The 22,276-nt window shown below is 61.9% G+C and carries 19 protein-coding genes and 1 pseudogene; 10 read left to right on the forward strand and 10 right to left on the reverse strand.

The window, feature by feature from the left end:
* Window positions 1-16: 16 nt before the first annotated feature.
* A pseudogene (locus HJB83_RS17335) lies at window positions 17-376 on the reverse strand (flotillin domain-containing protein); the annotation flags it as partial.
* A 513-nt stretch (window positions 377-889) separates the two neighbouring features.
* Complete coding sequence (locus tag HJB83_RS17340; protein ID WP_221132474.1) at window positions 890-1,501, reverse strand: CDP-alcohol phosphatidyltransferase family protein; 612 nt, start codon at window positions 1,499-1,501, stop codon at window positions 890-892.
* Between the two features lie 201 nt (window positions 1,502-1,702).
* On the opposite strand from HJB83_RS17340, the gene HJB83_RS17345 reads away from it, so the two are divergent.
* From HJB83_RS17345 to HJB83_RS17355, 3 genes are read left to right on the forward strand one after another with little or no spacing between them, the layout of a single operon-like run.
* The gene (locus HJB83_RS17345; RefSeq protein WP_221132475.1) at window positions 1,703-3,487 is read left to right on the forward strand and encodes a bifunctional alpha/beta hydrolase/class I SAM-dependent methyltransferase; all 1,785 of its coding nucleotides are present in this window, start codon (window positions 1,703-1,705) and stop codon (window positions 3,485-3,487) included.
* Between the two features lie 9 nt (window positions 3,488-3,496).
* Window positions 3,497-4,825: a phosphatase PAP2/dual specificity phosphatase family protein gene (locus tag HJB83_RS17350; protein WP_221132476.1), complete on the forward strand. Its 1,329-nt coding sequence runs from the start codon at window positions 3,497-3,499 to the stop codon at window positions 4,823-4,825.
* Window positions 4,822-5,262 (forward strand): hypothetical protein, encoded by a 441-nt coding sequence (locus HJB83_RS17355; protein ID WP_221132477.1) that lies wholly within the window; start codon window positions 4,822-4,824, stop codon window positions 5,260-5,262. The genes HJB83_RS17350 and HJB83_RS17355 overlap by 4 nt, the downstream gene beginning before the upstream one ends.
* Before the next feature lie 126 nt (window positions 5,263-5,388).
* On the opposite strand, the gene HJB83_RS17360 is transcribed toward HJB83_RS17355, so the two are convergent.
* The 3 genes from HJB83_RS17360 to puuD all read right to left on the reverse strand — a co-directional run bounded on the left by HJB83_RS17360 (window position 5,389) and on the right by puuD (window position 9,191).
* Window positions 5,389-6,531 (reverse strand): alpha-hydroxy acid oxidase, encoded by a 1,143-nt coding sequence (locus HJB83_RS17360; protein WP_221132478.1) that lies wholly within the window; start codon window positions 6,529-6,531, stop codon window positions 5,389-5,391.
* 114 nt (window positions 6,532-6,645) lie between these two features.
* Window positions 6,646-7,956 (reverse strand): guanine deaminase, encoded by a 1,311-nt coding sequence (gene guaD, locus HJB83_RS17365; RefSeq protein ID WP_221132479.1) that lies wholly within the window; start codon window positions 7,954-7,956, stop codon window positions 6,646-6,648.
* Entirely contained in the window at window positions 7,953-9,191 is a 1,239-nt protein-coding gene (gene puuD / locus HJB83_RS17370) for a urate hydroxylase PuuD (RefSeq protein ID WP_221132480.1), read from the reverse strand. The genes guaD and puuD overlap by 4 nt, the downstream gene beginning before the upstream one ends.
* A gap of 288 nt (window positions 9,192-9,479) precedes the next feature.
* Here puuD and HJB83_RS17375 point away from each other — a divergent pair, with 288 nt between their 5' ends.
* Window positions 9,480-9,812 (forward strand): hypothetical protein, encoded by a 333-nt coding sequence (locus HJB83_RS17375; protein ID WP_085738009.1) that lies wholly within the window; start codon window positions 9,480-9,482, stop codon window positions 9,810-9,812.
* Window positions 9,813-9,864: 52 nt separating this feature from the next.
* Here the strand turns inward: HJB83_RS17375 and gcvA are convergent, their stop codons facing one another.
* On the reverse strand, window positions 9,865-10,761 hold the full coding sequence (gcvA, locus tag HJB83_RS17380; RefSeq protein WP_207581375.1) for a transcriptional regulator GcvA: 897 nt from the start codon (window positions 10,759-10,761) through the stop codon (window positions 9,865-9,867).
* Between the two features lie 101 nt (window positions 10,762-10,862).
* On the opposite strand from gcvA, the gene HJB83_RS17385 reads away from it, so the two are divergent.
* Window positions 10,863-11,066: a hypothetical protein gene (locus HJB83_RS17385; protein WP_207581374.1), complete on the forward strand. Its 204-nt coding sequence runs from the start codon at window positions 10,863-10,865 to the stop codon at window positions 11,064-11,066.
* Here the strand turns inward: HJB83_RS17385 and xdhC are convergent.
* The 4 genes from xdhC to HJB83_RS17405 form a co-directional block, all read right to left on the reverse strand.
* Entirely contained in the window at window positions 11,042-11,857 is an 816-nt protein-coding gene (xdhC, locus tag HJB83_RS17390; protein WP_207581373.1) for a xanthine dehydrogenase accessory protein XdhC, read from the reverse strand. The genes HJB83_RS17385 and xdhC overlap by 25 nt on opposite strands.
* A gap of 258 nt (window positions 11,858-12,115) precedes the next feature.
* Window positions 12,116-14,455, reverse strand: a complete 2,340-nt coding sequence (gene xdhB / locus HJB83_RS17395; protein WP_207581372.1) for a xanthine dehydrogenase molybdopterin binding subunit — start codon at window positions 14,453-14,455, stop codon at window positions 12,116-12,118.
* 103 nt (window positions 14,456-14,558) lie between these two features.
* Entirely contained in the window at window positions 14,559-16,025 is a 1,467-nt protein-coding gene (xdhA, locus tag HJB83_RS17400) for a xanthine dehydrogenase small subunit (protein WP_207581371.1), read from the reverse strand.
* A gap of 28 nt (window positions 16,026-16,053) precedes the next feature.
* Window positions 16,054-16,830, reverse strand: a complete 777-nt coding sequence (locus tag HJB83_RS17405) for a 3-hydroxybutyrate dehydrogenase (protein WP_207581370.1) — start codon at window positions 16,828-16,830, stop codon at window positions 16,054-16,056.
* 259 nt (window positions 16,831-17,089) lie between these two features.
* Between HJB83_RS17405 and glpK the strand changes: the two genes are divergently transcribed.
* From glpK to HJB83_RS17430, 5 genes are all read left to right on the forward strand, one after another.
* Window positions 17,090-18,583 carry a glycerol kinase GlpK gene (gene glpK / locus HJB83_RS17410; RefSeq protein ID WP_207581369.1) on the forward strand — a complete coding sequence of 498 codons (1,494 nt, stop codon included), beginning with the start codon at window positions 17,090-17,092 and terminating at the stop codon, window positions 18,581-18,583.
* A gap of 158 nt (window positions 18,584-18,741) precedes the next feature.
* The gene (locus HJB83_RS17415) at window positions 18,742-19,116 is read left to right on the forward strand and encodes a YciI family protein (protein WP_207581368.1); all 375 of its coding nucleotides are present in this window, start codon (window positions 18,742-18,744) and stop codon (window positions 19,114-19,116) included.
* Entirely contained in the window at window positions 19,113-20,372 is a 1,260-nt protein-coding gene (locus HJB83_RS17420) for an RNA polymerase sigma factor (protein ID WP_207581367.1), read from the forward strand. The genes HJB83_RS17415 and HJB83_RS17420 overlap by 4 nt, the downstream gene beginning before the upstream one ends.
* A gap of 94 nt (window positions 20,373-20,466) precedes the next feature.
* Window positions 20,467-20,934, forward strand: a complete 468-nt coding sequence (locus HJB83_RS17425; RefSeq protein WP_221159572.1) for an SRPBCC family protein — start codon at window positions 20,467-20,469, stop codon at window positions 20,932-20,934.
* A gap of 246 nt (window positions 20,935-21,180) precedes the next feature.
* Window positions 21,181-22,242, forward strand: coding sequence for an LLM class flavin-dependent oxidoreductase (locus HJB83_RS17430; protein ID WP_221132481.1), 1,062 nt, complete (start codon window positions 21,181-21,183; stop codon window positions 22,240-22,242).
* Window positions 22,243-22,276 lie beyond the last annotated feature (34 nt).

Consider the following 22,276-nt stretch of genomic DNA (forward strand, 5'->3'; position numbering starts at 1 on the left):
ACCCGCCTGCACGCGATCATTCCTTCTTCGGCGCCGCAGGGGCGATCGTCTTTGCCGGGGCTGCGGCCGCTGCCGGCGCTACCGGAGGCGCGGCCGGTATTGCCGGCTTTACCGGAGCCGGAACCAGCTTTGCCGGTTTCGCGCCATCGAGATTTCCAAGGAGGGATGAGATGGCGTTGTCGCCGTCGAAGCCGGCCTCTTTCAGCAATTTGTCGAGGATCGGCTTGTTTGCCTGATAGGAGAGGAGCTGGCCGGCCAAGCCTTCGCCGAGGCCGATGCCGCTTTCGCCGTTCGCGCCCCCGCGGCCCAGCATGCCGCCGGTGTCGAAGATCCTGATGTCAGAGATTTTCTCGATCGGCTTGACCGCCTCGGCGAGCTCGATCAGGATGTCGATCATCCTGCGATAGGCGACTATCGTGTCATCGAGCGCCGCCCATCACGCCGAAAATCTGCACAGCGAGGCCGCGCGCCCTAATCGTGTTGAACCCAGGTTCGATTGGCCGCGCCTATTTCGAGGAAATCGCGAAGGCTGTGAGCGGTCCTGGCGAGCCTGATCCGGCGCGGCTTACAGAGATCATGCTGCGGCACGGCCTGATTCCCGCCTGAAAAGACTCGGCCGCCGCCCGGCTGACAAGTTCCGGGCCTCCCATCCCAATGGAACCGGCGCGGGCCGTCTTAGGCGTGTGCGCAAAGCGGACCCGCCGCCGCTCGCGGTCGAGAGCCGCCGACGGCTTTCTGAAGCTACTGGACCCGCAGCCTGAAGTGGGCAGATGAGCACTAATCATGGGGAGCGGTATAAGCTTAACATACCGTTAGGAGGACGGAGGCAGCGTCGATTGTCGGATCACATTTGCCGATGGAAGCATAGGCGACAGATCGGCTCCGCTCCCTATCGGGCGGCCGTGTGCGCCTCGCGAATACCGGCGTTGATACGGTTGATGATGGTCCATATGAGAAGTAGAGCCACCACCGCCCAAAGCCACGAAGTCCATGCTGCAAACGTACCACCAACCGCGACAAAGGTGCCGAGCGCGCCAAAAAGCACCGCGCGGTCGCTCTTGCCCAGCGGCCCGTCGTAACGCCGGTTTGCCCCGACCGTTTGACCCAGAACGCCGGTAAATTCCGTCAGCGCCGAGAGGAATATGACGGCCATCGCCGGCACCAAGCCGTTCGGATCGATGAGCGCAAACGGCAAATACAAGGCGGTATCCGACACGACATCACCGATCTCGTTCAGATACGCGCCTAAAATGCTCTTCTGCCCATGTTCGCGCGCGAGCATGCCGTCGATGGCGTTGAGGCCCATGCGCAGGAGAAACCATACGGGCACCACCAGGAACCAATGCGGAAGCGGAACAACGCTCAGAAAAACGCCCAATGCAACCGAGACGGCGGCGGCAACTGAAGTCACCTGATTGGCGGTGACGCCTCGCGCGGCGAGGGAGCGCACCAGAGGGCGGAGAATATTCTGAAATCGGGACTTCAATTGATAGACAGACATGCTACCTCAGTGGAATTTCGTGGCATCGGAAAGGTCTATCCCGGCTTTGGCGGTGCAGATCGTTGTATTTTTGAGGAAGGCCACACTTCATATCGGTTCTCGCAAAGGGCTTACATTTGCGACTAGACTTTTGCAATGAAGACAAATCACTGTTCCCGCCAGTGGTTGCAATCCACCCACCAATCAGAATTGGAGAAGACCGTGCTGCAAACTGCCGATAGCGGGCAACCGTCCTCGACGGCCAGACCAATGCATGAATCCGAATTCGCATCGCATGATGGCACACGGCTTTTTTATCGGGCGTGGCCTGCGACGGGGGCTGCACCGAAGGGCGTAATCATTCTTCTCCATCGCGGCCACGAGCATAGCGGCCGTGTCGCCCATCTCGCCACCGAACTCGGCCTCGATGATTTTTCCTTCTACGCCTGGGACGCACGCGGCCACGGGCGTTCACCGGGAGAGCGCGGCTATTCGCCATCCTTTGCTGCCTCGGCGCATGATCTCGATTGCTTCGTGCGCCATGTCAGCGAGACAAGCGGTACTGCCGTCGAAGACATCGCCGTCATTGCGCAGAGCGTCGGCGCGGTCCTCGCCACCACCTGGGTGCACGACTATGCGCCGCCGATCCGTGCGCTCGTGCTTGCCTCGCCGGCCTTCAGCGTCAAGCTCTACGTGCCTTTTGCCAAAGAAGGCATTGCGCTCTGGGAAAAGCTTAAGGGGACATTCTTCGTCAATTCCTATGTCAAGGCGAGGTTCCTGACGCATGACCCCGAGCGCATCGCCTCCTACGAATCCGACCCATTGATCACCCGGCCAATTGCCTCCAACATCCTGTTGCAGCTTTATGAGGCGGCAGCCCGCGTCGTCGGTGACGCCCGCGCCATCACCGTCCCGACCCAACTGCTTATGTCCGGCAGCGACTGGGTGGTGCGACACGCCCCGCAGCACCGGTTTTACGAAAACCTCGGCAGCCGTATCAAGGAACGGCATGTGCTTGCCGGCTTCTACCATGACACGCTTGGCGAAAAGGACCGCGCGATTGCCCTCGCCGAGGTTCGCCGTTTTATAGACGCGCGTTTTGCCGAGCCCCGGGCGCCTGCCGACCTTCGCACCGCCCATATCCAGGGCTATACAAAGGACGAGGCCGACCGGCTCGCGAGCCCGTTGGACGCCACATCCCCACGCGGCATCTACTGGGCGCTCAGCCGCCTCAACATCAAGATTGGCGCCCTGGTGTCCGAAGGCATAAAGACGGGGGTCAAGACCGGTTTTGATTCCGGCTCGACGCTCGATTACGTCTACGAGAACATGCCGCGCGGGCTCGGTCCCGGCGGGCGTTTGATCGACAAGGTGTTCCTCGAGGCGATCGGTTGGCGCGGCATCAGGCAGCGCAAGCTGCACTTGCAGGATCTGATCGACCGCGCGCTGCAGCGCCTGAAAGCAGCCGGCCGCAATACCCACCTGCTCGACATAGCGGCCGGGCACGGCCGTTATGTCCTTGATGCGATCGAGACGGCTGCCGTGCGTCCCGATAGTGCGCGGTTGCAGGACTATTCCTCCATCAACGTCGATGCCGGCCGCAACAGCATTGCCGCGCGGGGACTGAGTGATTTCGTGAGCTTCCGCCAGCAGGATGCCTTTGACGGCGAGGGGCTGGCTGCAATCACGCCGGCCCCGGATCTCGCGATCGTCTCCGGCCTTTACGAGCTGTTTTCCGACAATGCGATGATCGCCGCATCGCTCAACGGGATCGCCCGGGCGATGCGGCCCGGTGGTCTGCTTGTCTACACCAACCAGCCATGGCATCCACAACTGGAGATGATCGCCCGCGCATTGACCTCCCACCGCGGCGGCGAGGCGTGGGTGATGCGGCGGCGGACGCAAGAGGAAATGGACCAGCTGGTCGCCGCAGCCGGTTTCCGCAAGATCGAACAGCGCATCGATCAGTGGGGCATTTTCACCGTCTCGCTGGCCGAGAGAGTCTGAGGGCAAACCGTGGACAAGGCACGTTCTACTTTTTCCCGGGCAGCACCGGTCCCGAAGCGGGCGGCGCTCTGGCTCGTCTTCCTGGCGCCGTTCTTCTATCTGAGCTATGGCGGCGCCAATTGGCTGGCATCGCAACGCGCTCATGTGCCAAACGTTGCCTTCGCATGGGAAAGCGCCATTCCGTTCCTCGGATGGACCATCATTCCATATTGGTCGATCAATCTGTTCTATGCGCTCTGCCTGTTCATCAACACGACGCCGCGCGATGTGGATATGCTCGCGAGACGTTATCTGACGATCCAGATAGTAGCCGTCGCCTGCTTCGTCGTGTTTCCGCTCGAAGCGATCTTCGTGCGGCCGGCAACGAGCGGCCTGCCTGGTTTCATGTTCGCCGTCCTCGGTGGCTTCGATAAGCCGTTCAACCAGGCGCCGTCGCTGCATATCGCGCTCCTGGTGGTGATCTGGGATCATCTGCGCGGCCGGCTGCCACGGAAGGCACGGCTTATCTGGCACTTCTGGTGCTTCCTGATTGGAGCCTCCGTGCTGACGACGTGGCAGCATCAGATCATGGACATACCGACCGGCATGCTGCTCGGTTTGTTTGCCGCCTGGCTTTTTCCGCGCGATGCCGGTTCGCCTCTCGCGAACTTTGCGATGAGCGGCGACCCAAGGTCGCGCCGTCTCGGCATCTATTATCTGTGCGGTGCCGTCGCATTTCTCGGCCTTGGAGCGCTCTGCACTCCTCTATCGGCCGCAGCGCTTCTGTTGCTCTGGCCGGCTGTTGCGCTGGCGATCGTCGCAGTCGGATATTTCGGCGCCGGCCCGCAGATATTCCAGAAACGCGTCGATGGCCGGGCCACGCTTGCCAGTCGCTGGCTACTGGCGCCCTACCGGCTCGGCGCTGTCATCAACGTTTGGCTCTGGACCCGCAGAATGCCGGCATCCGTGGCGATCGCTGATGGTGTCCATCTTGGTCGTTTTCCGCGTTGCCACGAGGCCAACCGTTTTGCCACGGTGATCGACATCACCGGCGAACTTCAGCGGCCGAAAGGGACGCTGGCGGGCTGGTCCAGCTTTCCAACCCTTGATCTGACCGGCCTCAACAAGATCCAGACCCGAGCTGCGGCGAACCTTATCGAGGTTGCGCGCCAGCGGGGACCGGTCCTCGTCTGCTGTGCGTTAGGTTTCCAGCGGAGCGCCGGCGTCATCGTGCGCTGGCTGCTCATCAGCCGACGGTGTGAAAATCCAGCTGAAGCGCTGCGGCTGATCGAACGGGCGGGGTGGCGTGTTTATCTGCCCGTGGAAAGTCTCCATTCCGTGGCGGAGGGCTTACAATGACGCAATGGAATGCCAAAGCCTCGGCGGCTGCGCGAAATCTCGGCCGCAATTCAATCTTCTGCGGGCTGACAGCGCTGTTGCCACTGATTGTCGGCCCGATCACCGCGGAATATCGGGGCTTCGCTCCACCGCTTGGCTGGCTCTTGATGCTCGTTTTCTGCGTCATTGTTCTTGCGCTGGCGATCCATCTCCTTTTCGATGCGCTGTTGTTTCGCCTCGCATCGACCCACGACACCGAGACGGCCGGTCTTGCAGCCGTCGACGACCTGTTGTCCCGCATGCAGCTTCGCAAGCTTGACAGGACACCGCCTGGCCTCGAGAGGCGGATTGCCGGATCGCGTCGCATCGTCTGGCAGCAGCGTTTTGCGCTCGCCATCTGTCTCGCGATTTTCGCGATCCTTCTGCTCGATGCGACCGATGGGCAGCCGCTCTGCTGAATACGACCGCAGGCGATTGATGCAAACGCTCTCCGGCACGTGTCTGGCAGGTCTTGTACTCAATGACTCAGCAATCGCGACGGCAATTCCGGGATTCGTGTCTTCTAAGCTGGCTTCTCAAGCAGGTCACTGCCGCCCCGATATAATCGACGAATTCACATCGTTGATATCGCGCCTGCCGCAGAGCGCCATGGTGAGGTCCATCTCCTTGCGGATGATGCCGAGCGCCAGCGTCACGCCTTCCTTGCCCATGGCGCCGAGGCCGTAAAGGAAGGGGCGGCCGATATAGGTGCCCTTGGCGCCGAGTGCCACCGCCTTCAGCACGTCCTGGCCGGAGCGGATGCCGCCGTCGAGATGGATCTCGATGCGGTCGCCGACGGCATCGAGGATCCTCGGCAGCATGCTGATCGAGGAGGGGGCGCCGTCAAGCTGGCGGCCGCCGTGGTTGGAAACGACGATCGCATCGGCGCCGGTGTCGGCGGCGGCCTTCGCATCCTCCGGATCGAGCACGCCCTTGATGATCAGCGGGCCGCCCCATTGCTCCTTGATCCAGGCGACATCGGCCCAAGAGAGCCGGGGGTCGAACTGCTCGTGCGTCCATGCGGCCAGCGAGGTGATGTTGGAGACATTTTTCGCATGGCCAACGATGTTGCCGAACGTGCGGCGCCTGGTCTGCAGCATATCCAGGCACCAGAAGGGCCGGGTCGCCAGCTGCCAGATGTGCTTCGGGGTGAATCTCGGCGGCGCCGACAGGCCGTTGCGCAGGTCCTTGTGGCGCTGGCCGAGGATCTGCAGATCCGCCGTCAGCACCAGCGCCGAGCATTTGGCGGCCTTGGCGCGGTTGATGAGGTCGAGGACGAAATCCTTGTCCCTCATCACATAGAGCTGGAACCAGAAGGGGCGCGTCGTCACCGACGCAACGTCCTCGATCGAGCAGATGCTCATCGTCGAGAGCGTGAAGGGAACGCCGAATTCTTCCGCCGCGCGCGCCGCCAGCATCTCACCATCGGCATGCTGCATGCCGGTCAGGCCGGTTGGGGCGAGTGCCACCGGCATCGACACTTTCTGACCGATCATCGTCGTTTCCAGCGTGCGGTCGGTCATGTCGACCATCACCCGCTGGCGCAGCTTGATCTGGCTGAAGTCGCTCTCATTCGCCTGATATGTGGATTCCGTCCAGGCGCCCGAATCCGCGTAATCGAAAAACATCTTCGGCACACGGCGCCGTGCGAGTTTCTTCAGGTCGGCGATGGTGAGCGGAGTGGCCATGAATTGAACCTTCAATCTGATTCCAGCTGTCGGTGGTAACATGGTTTCGCAGCAGTATTGCGGGAAATGGGCGGGTGAGGCAGCTTCGCACGGCCGATTGGAGTAATGGGCGTGTCAGCGAAGCGCCGCCTTCAGGGCGACACCTGCAACATAGGTCTCGGCAATCGCCCGGTCGTCGCCCATCGTCTGCAGCAGGAAGAGTTCCTCGGGCAGTGTCTTTACCACCTCCAACTTCAGCGCCATCGCCGGTGTTGCCGCCGCATCGAGCACGACGAGATCGGCTTCGGTGCCGGGTTCCAGCGTGCCGATCCTGTCGGTTAGGGACAGGGCTTCGGCATTGCCGCGGGTCATCAGGTAGTAACTTTCGAGCGGGTTCAGCCGCTCGCCGAGCAATTGCTGGATCTTGTAGGCCTCGTCCATCGTCTTCAGCATCGAATAGCTGGAGCCGCCGCCAATATCGGTCGCGACGCCGATGCGGACCGGCTTTTCCCGCCGGACAAGCGCCTTGAGGGGAAACAGGCCGGAGCCTAGGAAGAGGTTCGAGGTCGGGCAGTGGACGGCAACGGCCCCCGCTTCGCTCATGACATCGGCTTCGCGATCGGACAGGTGAATGGCATGGCCGAAGAGGCTTTTCGGCCCGAGCAGGCCGTAACGGGCATAGATGTCGGTATAGTCAATCGCATCGGGATAGAGTTCGCAGGTGAATTTGATCTCGTCGTGGTTTTCCGAAAGATGCGTCTGGATGTGCAGGTCGGGAAATTCGCGGGCAAGGGCTGAGGTTGCTTCCATCTGCGCCGGCGTCGAGGTGATGGCGAAGCGCGGGGTGATGGCGACGTGGTTGCGGCCCTTGCCGTGCCAGTCCGATATTACCTGGCGGGTCTCGTCATAGCCCATCTCGGGCGTATCAAGCAGGCCCTGGGGGGCATTGCGGTCCATCATCACCTTGCCGCCGACCATGCGCATATTGCGCTTCATCGCCTCGGCGAAGAAGGCGTCGGCCGAGGTCTTGTGCACGGAGCAATAGGCGACCGCCGTCGTCGTGCCATGGCGGATCAGCTCGTCGTAGAAATGCGTGGCGATCCTTTCAGCATGCGCGCTTTCGACGAAGCGGCATTCCTCAGGGAAGGTATAGGTGTTCAACCATTCGAGCAGGTTGGCGGCATATGAGGCGATCACCTGCATCTGTGGAAAATGCAGGTGCATGTCGATGAAGCCGGGCAGGATCAGATGCGGGCGGTGGTCGATCTCGGCCGTGCCCTCGGCTGCTTTTGCCTTGACGTCGGCATAGGAGCCGACCGCAGCGATCAGCCCGTCTTCGATCAGCAGGCCGCCGTCCTCCTCGTAGCGATAGCTTTGGCTGTCGGCGAGGCTTAGCGGCGCACGATGGAAGGAAAGCAGGCGGCCGCGCAGGAGTGTCGTCGTCATTGTTTCTTGCCTTCGACTGCGCTCTCGAACCAGGCGACGAGCAGCTTGCGTTCGTCCGGCGTGACGTCGGTGATGTTGCCGGGCGGCATGGCATGGCTGCGGCCCGCCTGTATATAGATTTCGCGGGCATGGGCGGCGATTTCTGCGTCGTTTTCGAGCACCACACCCTTTGGCGGCCGGACGATGCCCTCATAGACGGGCTCGGCCGCGTGGCACATCGAGCAGCGCGTCGAAACCAGCTGCTTGACGGCGGGGAAATGCGGATCACCGGCGAATTGCTGGAAGGCCGGTGCTACGGCTGCCGCATCCGTTTTGCCGGTCAGCAGTTTCGGCACTGTGGAAAGCCACATGATGAGGATGAAAAGGATGACGGTGACGATCCAAGTCCAGGTCGGCCGGCCCTTCCTGGCATGCGTGGTGTTGAACCAATGGCGGATGGTGACGCCCATCAGGAACACCAAGGCCGCGATCACCCAGTTGAATTGCGTTCCGAAGGCCAGCGGATAGTGGTTCGACAGCATGAAGAAGATGACCGGCAGGGTCAGGTAGTTGTTGTGCAGCGAACGCTGCTTGGCGATCTGTCCGTATTTGGGATCGGGCGTCCGCCCGGCGATGAGATCGGCGACGACGATCTTCTGGTTCGGGATGATGATCATGAAGACGTTGGCCGACATGATCGTCGCGGTAAAGGCGCCGAGATGAAGGAAGGCGGCGCGGCCGGTGAAAAGCTGCGTATAGCCCCACGCCATGACGACCAGCACAACATAGAGCACCGCCATCAATCCCCAGGTATTCTTCCCGAGTGGCGATTTGCAGAGCAGGTCGTAGACGATCCAGCCGAAGGCGAGCGACGCCAGCGAGATCAGGATCGCGACGAGTGGGCTGATATCGAGCACATGGCGATCGATGAGAAAGAGGTCGGCGCCACCATAATAGACGATGCACAGCATCAGGAAGCCGGAAATCCAGGTAAAATAGCTTTCGTATTTGAACCAGGTCAGGTGCTCCGGCATCTGGGCGGGCGCCACCAGATATTTCTGGATATGATAAAAGCCGCCGCCATGGACCTGCCATTCCTCGCCATAGGCGCCGGGCGGCAGGTGCGGGCGTTTCACCAGCCCGAGATCGAGCGCGATGAAATAGAAGGACGATCCGATCCAGGCGATCGCAGTGACGACATGGAACCAGCGCGCCGCAAAGGCGAGCCATTCCCATGCTATGGCATATTCATACATCGAGTTCCCCTGTCTTCCTCCGACTCGTGACATTGCTGAAATTTTGGCGGGGAGGGAAGAGGAGATTCGGTTTTGCCGAAGCCGTCGACCGCAGTCGCATCGCAGATCTGCGGTCGCGTGCCTAAAAGCTGCCGAGAAGGCTGTGCATTATCTGTCTCTAATACGGAATACGCTAATTCAGCGGACCTTGAAACTACGATGGTTCGATTACAGTTATTTGCAGGCCGCCGGAATAAAATAAGGACCGTTAGATCATCGGCGGCGCATTCATCGACGGAGAAGATGCCCATGCGCAGCATTCTGACGTGTGTGATGATTGCGTATGCGTCGCTGGCGACGGCTCACGACGCACCTACGGGGTGGAGTTATGACCCCTATTGTTGCAACGGCGACAGTCATAATGGCGATTGCCAGATGATCCCTTCGAAAAGCGTGGCGGTGACGCCGGGCGGATATCGAGTGACGCTGCTGCCGGGCGACCACCGGCTGGTCACGCATGCTCACGTCTTTCTGCTGCCGATGACGAAGGCGATGCAATCGGGTGACAACGACTATCATCTCTGTCTGTTTCCAAACGAGGATACGCCGCGCTGTTTCTATGCGCCGGAGATGGGATATTGAAGCCGGACTAACAGATCGGACAGGTCGGAACCAAGCCCGGACACCCGATGAACTAATTCCCGGCCGCCTTCATTTCCTCAAGGATCCAGTTGCGGAAGGCCTTGATCTTCGGCACGTTGCGGCGGTTTTCGGGGTAGACGAGCCAGTAGGCCTTGCCGTCGCTGCGGGTCAGTTCGAATGGCTGATAGAGCCGGCCGAGCGCGATCTCGGCTGCATAAAAGGCCGGATGGAGGATGGCGACACCGTGGCCGGCGATCGCCGCATCGGCTTCCACCGCCTGGGAGCCGAGCTGGTTGCGCGGGCGGCGATCGAGGTCCGTCTCGGTGATGCCGGCTGCCTCGAACCATTGTTTCCACCAGATGTCGCCGGCGTCGAAGAGATCGAGCTTCAACAGATCACGCGGCTCCTTGATGCCGCCTGCCGATTCCGCCAGCTTCGGGCTCAGCATCGGCGTGAACTCCAGCCCCATCAGCCGGTGCAGCGTCAGCCCCGGCCAGTTGCCGTCGCCCCAGCGGATGCCGACATCGATCTGCTCACGGGCGAAATCGATGATATCCGAGCTCGCCTGAAAGCGCACCGCGATCGCCGGATGTTTCAAGTGGAAAGAGCCGAGGCGCGGCGCCAGCCATTTCGAGGCGAAAGTGTGGGTTGAGCTGATGGCCAGCGTGCCTTCGACGCTGTCGCGTGCCGTCGCCATCGCGTCGTGCAGTATGGCGAAGGCCTCGGTCACCTTCGGCGCCAGCCGCTCGCCGGTTTCCGTCAGCGCGATCTGACGGGGGCGGCGCAGGAAGAGCGGCTCGCCGACATTCTCCTCCAGCAACTTGATCTGGTAGCTGACGGCTGTCTGCGTCATGCCGAGCTCGTCGCCCGCCTTGGTGAAACTCCCGAGCCGGGCCGCGGCCTCGAAGACGCGCAGCGCATTCAACGGAAATTGCTTCGAAAGCTTCATGGATAAGTTCTCTTGATGCAGGCAGACGGTTGTTCGATTGGAATTGCAGCATTTTCGGCGGCAAACTGCAACTCATACCATCAATCCACCGAGGTGATGCCATGGACTGCCATGCTATCGAAGAGCGCCGGCCGCAGCAGAGAATCCAGATTTTCCGGCGCCTTGCCGACTGGTTGGCGGGTGGTGCCGACCGTTTCCGCCGTCTGCCCCGGCTGGATCTTTCCGCCACGCCAGACCGCGTCAAACGCGACCTCGGTTTCCTCGACGGACGCGATCCCTACTACGAGGACGAGCGTATGCGGTAGGCGCCAAGCGCCGTCAGGATCTCGGCGGCGGTCATGGCGGCGATCACTTCGGGTCGTTTGTCCCTAACCACGGCGCCGCCGATCGGCAGCGTCAGCCGCTCGATCCAGTCGCGCTCCCCGCCGCCTTCACGGGAAAGCCAGCCTGCGAAAGTGGCGCGCTTGGTCGCCGAGCCGATCATGCCGGTATAGGCAAGGTCGCTCCTTGCCAGCGCTTCGCGGGCGATGAGAAAGTCGAGCGCATGATCATGCGTCAGGATGACGGCCGCGCCGCCAGCCGCAATCTCGTTCACCAGTGCTTCCGGCATCGGGACGAGGCGGGTCTTCGTCCGAGCAGGCAGGTTGGCGAGTTCCTCCTGCCGCGTTTCGACGACGGTGACCGAGAACGGCAATGGCGCAAGGGCTGCGGCCAGCGCCCGGCCGACATGGCCGGCACCGAAGAGATAGACTTCGGGTAGACGCTCGATCTCGCCCAAAAGTTTTGCCTCCAACTCACCTTTCACCGCCTGCGTCAGTCTGCGAAACCGCAACTGCGTGCGGCCGCCGCAGCATTGGCCGATCTCGGGGCCGAGCGGGATATCCATGATGGCCTTTCCGCCCGAGCCAGCCAGCATCTCCCGCGCATTCGCGATCGCCATGAACTCGAACTGCCCGCCGCCGATCGTGCCCCATAGAGCTGTTTGCGAGACGAGCATGAAGGCGCCGGCCTCACGCGGGGTGGAGCCTTGTGTGCCGGTGATGTCGATGAGGATGCTGTCGGGATGGGCGGTGAGGAATGTGGGGAGGTCGGTCATAGGGAGATGGCCGATAGGTAAGTGGCTGTGTTACCCCCCTCTGTCCTGCCGGACATCTCCCCCACAAGGGGGGAGATTGGATGGGGTTGACGGCTTCGCCAAACAACTAAAGCGCTGCTACTCCAACGGGGCAGATGGGGAGCGATGCTCCAACCTTTTACCGATCTCCCCCCTTGTGGGGGAGATGTCCGGCAGGACAGAGGGGGGTAACATTGACTCCGTCCGTCCTGTTTAAACAACAAACCAGCCGGACTCATCCTACACCCGCTTCATCCGCTCCACCGCCATCAGCACCCGCTCTGGCGTCGCCGGGGCGTCGAGTCTTGGGCAGACCTTGTAATTCGCCACACTTGCGACCGCCATCGACAGCGCTTCCAGCACAGAGATCGCCAGCATGAAGGGTGGTTCGCCGACGGCCTTGGAGCGGCCGATGGTGGCCTCAGTGTTCTCCGACCATTCGGCGAGGCGGACGTTGAAGATCTTCGGCCGGTCGGAGGCGAGCGGGATCTTGTAGGTCGAGGGAGCATGGGTGCGCAGGCGGCCCTTGTCGTCCCACCAGAGCTCTTCCGTCGTCAGCCAGCCCAGGCCCTGCACGAAGGCGCCCTCGACCTGGCCCATGTCGATTGCGGGGTTCAGTGAGCGGCCGACATCGTGGAGGATGTCGGTGCGGTCGATCAGGTATTCGCCGGTCAGCGTGTCGATCGAGACTTCGGTGCAGGAGGCGCCGTAAGCGAAATAATAAAAGGGCGTGCCGCGGCCGGCCTTGCGGTCCCAGTGAATCTTCGGCGTCTTGTAGAAGCCGGCGGCGGAAAGTTGGACGCGGGCGAAATAGGCCTGCTTGATGAAATCGGGGAAGGGGATCTCGATTTCGCCGACGCGCACGCGGTTCGGCAGGAAGACGACGTCGGCGGGGCCAACATCCCATTTCTCGGCGGCAAACGCCACCAGCCGTTCCTTGATCTGACGGGCGGCGTCGAAGGCCGCCATGCCATTGAGGTCCGAGCCGGAGGAGGCGGCGGTGGCGGAGGTGTTCGGCACCTTGGCCGTCGTCGTCGCGGTGATTTTCACCCGGTCGATGTCGACCTGGAAGCTGTCGGCCAGCACCTGCGCCACCTTGGTATAGAGGCCCTGGCCCATTTCGGTGCCGCCATGGTTCAAGTGGATCGAGCCGTCCTGATAGATATGGACGAGGGCGCCGGCCTGGTTGAAGGCGGTCATGGTGAAGGAGATGCCGAATTTGACCGGCGTCAGCGCGATGCCCTTTCTGATGTAACGGCTGTCGCGGTTGAAGGCGATGATGGCGTTGCGGCGCGCCCGGTATTCGGCCGTTTCCTCCAACTCCTCAACGATGCGGGCGATGATATTGTCCTCGACCTCCTGATGGTAGGGCGTGAGCGTGCGGCCGGAGCCCGGCTGGCCGTAGAAATTCAGCTTGCGGATATCGAGCGGATCCTTGCCGAGGGCATAGGCGATCTCCTCGATGAAGCGCTCGGCGCCGAGCATGCCCTGCGGTCCGCCGAAGCCGCGGAAGGCGGTGTTGGAGACGGTGTGGGTTTTCAGCGGTTTCGACTGGAGATGCACATGCGGATAGAAATAGCTGGAATCGGCATGGAAGAGGGCGCGGTCGGTCACCGGTCCCGAGAGATCCGAGGAGAAACCACAGCGCGCCGCGTAAGTGGCGTCAACCGCATGGATGCGGCCTTCGGCATCGAAGCCCACCTCATAATCGACGAGGAAATCGTGGCGCTTGCCGGTGGCGCTCATGTCCTCGTCGCGGTCGGGGCGGAATTTGATGGCGCGGCCGAGCTTCTTGGCGGCGATCGCCGCGAGCGCTGCGAACTGATTGCCCTGCGTCTCCTTGCCGCCGAAGCCGCCGCCCATGCGGCGGACGTTGACGGTTACGGCGTTGGAAGGGATATCGAGCACGTGGCCGACGATGTGCTGGATCTCGCTCGGATGCTGCGTCGATGACCAGACGGTGACCTCATCATCTTCGCCGGGGATGGCCATGGCAATATGGCCTTCGAGGTAGAAATGCTCCTGGCCGCCGATGCGCATCCGGCCCTTCAGCCGCATGGGGGCATTCGGCATTTCCACTTCAGGCTCGCCGCGCTGGAGCGTCATCGGGGTGATGACCAGCGGGCTGCCGTTGGCGAGCGCGCCGTCGATATCGCTCCAGTGCGGCAGGTCGCGATAGTCTATCTTCGCCAGCCGTGCGGCCCGGCGGGCAGCTTCGCGCGTTTCGGCGATGACGGCAAAGATCGGCTGGCCGTGAAATTCGACCTTGGTTTCGGCGAGCAGCGGCTCGTCATGGCTGCCGTTGGAGCTGACGTCGTTGACGCCTGGCACGTCCTTGCCGGTGAGGACCCAGACGACGCCGGGATAGGCGGCGACCGCGGACAGATCGATGCCGGCGATTTCGGCATGCGCCCGGTCCGAGAGGCCGAGGGCGCCGTGCAGCAGGCCGGCGGGTTCGGGGATATCGTCGATATAATCGGCGGTTCCGGTGACATGCTTATGTGCCGAATCATGCCGCAGCGAGCCGTGCATCGGGCCTGAAATGATGACCTTTCGATCTTCGAAGGTGGACTTATCCATTAGATCAGCCCTCCAAGCGTAGCCACACGGAATGAGGGAGGGGAGGAGATCGCGGCTGTTCCCATCAAAGCTTGCATTCCGGGCGTGCTAATCAGTGTATCCATCACGCCACCTCCTCGAACCGCTTCAGCTCAGCCGGCGCGCCCACCGTTTCCAGGTAGAACCGCGTCAGCAGGTTCTTTGCCGTCAGCTGGCGGTATTCTGCCGTGGCGCGCCAGTCGGTCAACGGTTGGTAGTCGGTGTCGAAGGCGGGGCGGGCGGCCTCGATGGTCGCCTCGGTCCAGGGTTTACCGATCAGCGCGGCCTCGACCGTGCTGGCGCGTTTCGGTGTTGCCGCCATGCCGCCGAAGGCGATGCGGATCTCGGTGATCATCTCGGCCTCGTCGAGCGTCAGCAAGAAGGCGCCGAGCACGGCGGTGATATCCTCGTCGCGGCGCTTGGTGATCTTGTAGGCAGCAAAATGGCTCGCATCGGCCGGATAGGGCACGAAGATGCTCTCGACGAATTCGCCCGGCTCGCGGTCCTGTTTGCCATAGCCGATGAAGAAATCCTCGAGCGGCATTCTGCGCTGGCCTTGCAGCGACCGCAGCGTCAGCGTCGCGCCGAGCGCGATCAGCGGCGGCGGGCTGTCACCGATCGGCGAGCCGTTGGCGATATTGCCGCCGATCGTCCCCATGTTGCGCACCTGCTCGCCGCCGATGCGGTCGATCAGCCGCCCAAGCGCCGGGATTTTCTTGGAAATCGCCGCGAAGGCCCTGCTGTAGCTAACGCCGGCGCCGATGGTGACGCCGTCCTCGCCTTCCGTGACCGACTGCAATTCGCTCAGATGATTGATGAAGACGACCGGGTTCAGCCGTCGCATCTGCTTCGTCACCCAGAGGCCGACATCGGTCGCGCCGGCGACGACGATCGCGTCGGGCTCCTGCGAGAGGACTTCGGCCAGCGCCTGGATGGAAGCAGGCACGATCAGCCGGTCTTCGCCACTGGTAATCCTGATGGTGCCGCTCGCCTGCATGGCCCAGAGCCGCGCGACGATTTCCGAACGTGTCCGCTCCAGCGGGTCGAAGAGCGCGCTCGGCCGCATCAGGCTCACCTGCTCGGCAGCCTTGACGATCGGCTCGTAGCCGGTGCAGCGACAGAGATTGCCTTGCAAGGCCTTTTCGATTTCCTGGCGGCCAGGCTTTTCCTTCGTCAACCACAGACCATAGAGCGACATGACAAAGCCCGGGGTGCAGAAGCCGCATTGCGAGCCGTGGCAGTCGACCAGCGCCTGCTGCACCGGGTGCAGTGCGCCGTCCCGGCCGGCCAGATGCTCGACGGTCACCACGTGTGTGGCATGCAGCGAACCTAAGAAACGGATGCAGGCATTGACCGATTCATAGGCGAGCTTGCCGTCCGCGAGCCGCCCGACGAGCACGGTGCAGGCGCCGCAATCGCCTTCGGCGCATCCTTCCTTGGTGCCCGTCAGCCGTTGCCTCACCCGCAGAAAATCGAGAAGCGTCTCGGTCGGCCCGACATCGGTGAGTGCGATGTCCTGGCCATTCAGGATGAAGCGGATGCTGTCGTTCATGATATTCCCGGTTGTTTTTTCCAAATGGTTAAGCCGCCGTCCAGCCACCGTCAATCGAGATGTGCGTTCCGGTCACTTGGCGGGCGGCGTCGCTGGCGAGGTAAAGCGACAGCGCACCGATTTCCTCGGCCTTGACGAATTCACGGGTCGGCTGCGCCTTGAGGATGACCTCGCTCTTCACCTGTTCCTCGGTCATGCCGCGGGCCTTGGCGGTATCCGGTATCTGCTTTTCGACGAGCGGCGTCAGCACGTAACCGGGGCAGATGGCGTTCACCGTCACGCCGAATTCGGCAAGCTCCAGTGCCGCGGTTTTGGTGAGGCCCAATATACCATGTTTTGCCGCGACATAGGCGGATTTGAAGGGAGAGGCGACCAGGCCGTGGGCCGAGGCGATGTTGATGATGCGGCCGTGTTTTTTCGCCTTCATCAGCGGGATGGCGGCGCGCATCGTATGAAAGGAACTCGACAGGTTGATGGCGATGATCTGGTCCCATTTGTCGATCGGGAAATCCTCGATCTTCTCAACATGCTGAATGCCGGCATTGTTGACGAGGATATCGACGGTGCCGAAGGACTTCGCCGCCGTTTCAATCAGGTCGGCGATCTCGGCGGGCTTGGTCATGTCGGCCGGATGATAGAGCGCCCGGCCTTTAGACAATGATTCAAGCCGCTCGACGATCGCCTTGATTTCATCAGTCTTTCCGAAACCGTTGATGACGACGTTGTCGCCCGTGTCGGCGAATGCAGTGGCGATCGCAAGGCCGATGCCGCTGGTGGACCCGGTGACGACGACTGTTCTGCTCATGCTGTTCTCCCGTGAAAGGCGCGATGCTGCGTTGCAACGTTAGTGGCGAGGTTATGCCCAAAGCCGGCGGGCTGGCAATTCCGCTTTATTCGCTTTTCTCGCCCGCATCGGTGTCCTATTGATTTGTCACGATAATCATATGCCGGAGCATTTCCGTTTTTCTTCGAATCACGGAAATGCTCTATCTCTTTTTTCACGCAATTCCGGACGCAAAACCGCTGCACACTTTTGCTGGAATTGCTTTAGCGGGGGGATTTTCATGGGTGGATTTGTACTGGCGATCGATCAGGGAACGACATCGACGCGGGCGATCGTCTTCGATCGCGACATGCATGTCGCCGGCAAGGGCCAGAAGGAATTCACCCAGATCTATCCGCGCTCCGGCTGGGTCGAGCACGATCCTGAGGAAATCTGGGATTCGGTTGTCTCCACCGTCAATATGGCACTGCGCGATGCGGGGATTACCGCCAAGGATATTTCGGCGCTCGGCATTACCAACCAGCGCGAGACTGTCGTCGTCTGGGAGCGCGAGACGGGCCGGCCGATCCAGAATGCCATTGTCTGGCAGGACCGGCGCACGGCAAGCTATTGCGATAATCTTAAACGACAGGATCTGGAGCGGCTTTTCACGAAGAAGACCGGCCTGATCCTCGATCCCTATTTTTCCGGCACCAAGCTTTCCTGGATGCTCGCCAATGTGAAGGGCGCACGGGCCCGTGCTGCAAGGGGCGACCTCTGCTTCGGCACGATCGACACCTTCCTGATCTGGCGGCTGACTAATGGCAAGAGTTTCGTCACCGATGCCACCAACGCCTCGCGCACGCTGATGTTCAACATTGCTGAAAACGCGTGGGACGAGGATCTGCTCGATATTCTGAGGGTGCCCGCCGCCATGCTGCCGGAGGTCAAGGATTGTGCCGCCGATTTCGGCACGGTCGATCCCGCGATCTTCGGTGCTGCAATCCCTATCCTCGGTGTCGCCGGCGACCAGCAGGCGGCCACCATCGGCCAGGCGTGTTTTCAGCCGGGCATGCTGAAATCGACCTACGGCACCGGCTGTTTCGCGCTGCTTAACACCGGCGCCGATATGGTGCGCTCGAAAAACCGGCTGCTGACCACCATCGCCTATCGCCTGAACGGCCAGACGACCTATGCGCTTGAGGGGTCGATCTTCATCGCTGGCGCGGCGGTGCAATGGCTGCGTGACGGGCTTCGCATCATCGGCAGCGCCGCCGAGACCAACGGGCTTGCCGAACGAGCCGATCCGACCCAGGAGGTCTATCTCGTGCCCGCCTTCACCGGGCTTGGCGCGCCGCATTGGGATGCCAATGCGCGTGGCGCGATCTTCGGACTGACGCGCAACAGCGGTCCGGCGGAACTCTCGCGGGCAGCGCTCGAAGCGGTCTGTTACCAGACCCGCGACCTGCTCGATGCCATGCAGAAGGACTGGAAGAATGGCGGCGACGACACCGTGCTGCGCGTCGACGGCGGCATGGTCGCCTCCGACTGGACAATGCAGCGTCTTGCCGACCTGCTCGATGCCCCGGTCGACCGCCCGGTGATCCTGGAGACGACGGCGCTGGGTGCCGCATGGCTTGCCGGCAGCCGGGCAGGGGTGTGGCCGGACAGAGACGGCTTTTCGGCGACGTGGAAGCGGGACCGGCGATTCGAACCCGCCATGGAGGAGAAGGTACGGGCGGCAAAGCTCAAGGGTTGGAAGAATGCGGTCAAGCGAACGCTGAGCGAAGGGTGAGGGCAATCAGCGCCGCAATATAGCTTCGTTCGCTCCGGCAAAATGCCCAGCTGCGGCATCGCCGTGCTCTGCAAGATCACGAATTTCCCCCAATAATTTTGATGCGGCCTGTCGGCTAAGCGGTTACTCCTTCGTCATTCGGAAAGAGGAGTGACCCGATGCTTTATGCAATCCTTTGTTACGCCCATGAGGAAACCGTCTTTGCCTGGACCAAGGAGGAGGAGGCTGCCGTCATGGAGAAGCTCTATGCCGTGCAGGAGCCGCTTGCCGCAGCCGGCAAGCTCGGCCCCGTCGGCAGGTTGATGCCGACGACGGCGGCGACGACGGTGCGCAAGGGCAAGGACGAGGCTTTGGTCATCGACGGCCCATTTGCAGAAACGAAAGAGGCGCTTCTCGGCTTCTACGTGGTCGACTTCGAAACGCTCGATGAGGCGATCGCCTTCTCGAAACAGCTTTCGTCGGTCAATCCAGGTTCCACCTCTTACGAAATTCGGCCTTTCTACGTCTTCAGGCCGGGAGATGCTTCATCATGACCGATATTGCCTGGATCGACCTTGCACTTGCCTCGGCCCGCCCGAAAGCCCTTGGCGCCCTGCTGCGCTATTTCCGTACTCTCGATACTGCGGAAGAGGCGTTTCAAGAGGCATGCCTGAGGGCGATCCGGACATGGCCGGAGAAAGGGCCGCCGCGTGATCCCGCGGCCTGGCTCATCTTCGTCGGCCGAAACAGCGGGATCGATGCGGTGCGTAAGCGGACGAAGCTCCAGGCCTTGCCGGATGAGGACGTCATCTCCGATACCGAGGATGCCGAAAGCGACATCGCCGAGCGACTGGACGATTCCCACTATCGCGACGATATCCTGCGGCTGCTGTTCATCTGCTGCCATCCGGATCTGCCGGCGACCCAGCAGATCGCGCTGGCGCTGCGCATCGTCTCCGGGCTTTCGGTGCCGCAGATCGCCCGTGCCTTCCTGGTGTCGGAAAGCGCCATGGAGCAGCGCATCACCCGGGCCAAGGCACGGGTGGCGAAGGCCGGCGTGCCTTTCGAAACGCCAAGCCCTGGGGAAAGGGCCGAACGGCTGTCGATCGTCAGCACGATGATCTATCTCATCTTCAACGAGGGCTATAGCCAGGCCGACCCGAAGCATGAGGCTGCGGCCTTCAGCGACGAGGCGATCCGGTTGGCACGCCTGATGCTGTATATCTTCCCGTCCGAACCGGAGTTGATGGGGCTGCTTGCACTGATGCTTCTGCAGATCTCGCGCCGCCCGGCGCGCTTCAGCGCCGAGGACGAGATCGTGCTGCTCGAAGATCAGGACCGCGCGCGCTGGAACCAGCCCCTCATCAACGAGGCTTTGGCGCTGCTCGACAAGGCGCTGCGACACCGCCAACCCGGCCCCTATCAGCTACAGGCGGCCATCGCCGCGATCCATTCTCGGGCAAAACGTGCCGGGGATACCGACTGGGTGGAGATCGATCTGCTCTACCGCGCGCTGGAGCGTCTCCAGCCGTCTCCTGTCGTGACGCTCAATCGCGCTGTCGTGGTTTCCAAACTGCGCGGACCGCAGGATGCGCTCGATCTCATCGATCCGCTTGGCGAAAAACTCGGCGGCTATTTCTACTATCACGGCCTGCGCGGCGGGCTGCTGAAGCAGCTTGGCTTGACCTGCCAGGCGCGCGAAGCCTTCGACCGCGCCATTGCGCTTGCCCATTCGGCGGCTGAAGCGGCTCATATCCGCCGGCAGATCGACAAGATGCAGGAAGAGGCGACGCAGCCGACCGCAAAATAATCAGGAAAAATCGGCACGCTGTCGGAAAGGCAAACTTCGATACGTCCTTGCTACAACCTGGGAAGCAGGTTTCATTCAATTGGAGAGATGCCGAATGACCGCCAGCACGCAACATGAACTCGTCCTCGTTCGCGAATTCGACGCGCCGCGCGAGAAGATCTACAAGGCATGGACCGATCCCGACCTCATGAAACAGTGGTTCGTGCCGCGCCCCTGGGGTGTGGCGGAAGCGACGCTCGACGTCCGCCCCGGCGGGTCCAGTGTCATCGTCATGCAAGATCCCGAGGGCAATCAGTATCCGAACCGTGGCGTCTATCTCGAGATCGTCGAGAACGAGAAGATCGTCTTCACCGATGCCTATGCCAGCGCCTGGGTGCCTGCCGAGAAACCTTTCTTCACCGGCGTCATCCTGCTCGAAGATCTCGGCAATGGGCGCACGAAATATACGGCGAAGGCGCTGCATTGGCGCGCCGAGGATAAGGAAACGCACGAGAAGATGGGCTTCCACGAGGGATGGGGCAAGGCTGCTGAGCAACTGGCGGAGCTGTTGGCGAAGATGTGAACGGCGCGGGCGTTGGCGCTACTCAAGCGCGGCATGAAGCAGCTTGGAAAATGATTCCGCCGTGGCTTCGAAGTCGTTGAATTCAGATTCGAATTTGTGGGTGGGTTCTGTCCCTTGATGTCTGCCGAAGCAGGGCAAAGACATCATGCCACTATCGAATTTTTCGAACATTCCGTTCCAGAGTTTGTATTTGCGCTCCGTCTCGGCGATCCTTATCTCCGGGCGGAATTCAACAGGATGCCGACAATGGAACTGGGCCTTTATACATTCGCCGACGTCAATCCCAACCCGTCCCGCAGCAAGGGCGCGGAAGGGGCCGAGCGGCTGAAGCATCTGATCGAGGAGATTGAGCTTGCCGATCAGGTGGGGCTCGACGTCTTTGGGCTCGGCGAACATCATCGACCGGATTACGCGGCGTCGGCTCCCGCGGTCGTGCTGGCGGCGGCGGCCGTCAGGACGAGGAATATCCGGCTGACAAGTGCGGTCACCGTGCTTTCTTCCGATGATTCCGTGCGCGTCTTCCAGCAGTTTTCGACGCTCGATCTGATTTCCAACGGCCGGGCCGAGATCATGGCGGGGCGCGGCTCCTTCATCGAGTCCTTCCCGCTATTCGGCTACAACCTCGAGGACTACGACCAGCTTTTCGAAGAGAAGCTCGATCTGCTGCTGGCGTTGCGCGATAGCGAAGTGGTGGAGTGGAAGGGCGAGCTTCGCGCTGCGATTAACGGGCGCGGCGTCTATCCCAGGCCGTTGCAGGATCCGCTGCCGCTCTGGGTCGCGGTCGGCGGCACGCCGCAGTCGGTGGCGCGCGGGGGCGCGCTCGGCCTGCCGGTGGCGCTGGCGATCATCGGCGGCGAGCCGCGCCGTTTTGCGCCGCTCTTCGATCTCTATCGCGAGGCCGCGCGCCGGGCAGGGCAGGACCAGGCGAAGCTGAAGACCAGCATCAATGTCCACGGCTTCATCGCCGATACGACGGAGGCTGCGGCAGATCAGTTTTACGGGCCACAGGCCGAAGTGATGAACCGCATCGGGCGCGAGCGCGGCTGGGGGGCAACGAGCCGGGCGCAGTTCGACATGTCGCGCGGGCCGAGCGGGGCGCTCTTCGTCGGCGATGCCGAGGCGGTCGCGGAAAAGATCATCGCCCATCATACACTCTTCAAGAACGACCGCTTCCTGCTGCAGATGGCGATCGGGCTGATGCCGCATGCGCAGATCATGCGTGGCATCGAGCTCTACGGGACGAAAGTCGCGCCGATCGTCAGAAAGGCGTTGACTGAAAGCGGCGAAGGGGCGAAAGCCACAGCGTGAGGCGGCCGTGGCCGTTCTGCGCAAGGCCGGAATA

The sequence above is a fragment of the Rhizobium sp. NZLR11 genome, assembly GCF_019685115.1.
Taxonomy (GTDB): Bacteria; Pseudomonadota; Alphaproteobacteria; order Rhizobiales; family Rhizobiaceae; genus Rhizobium.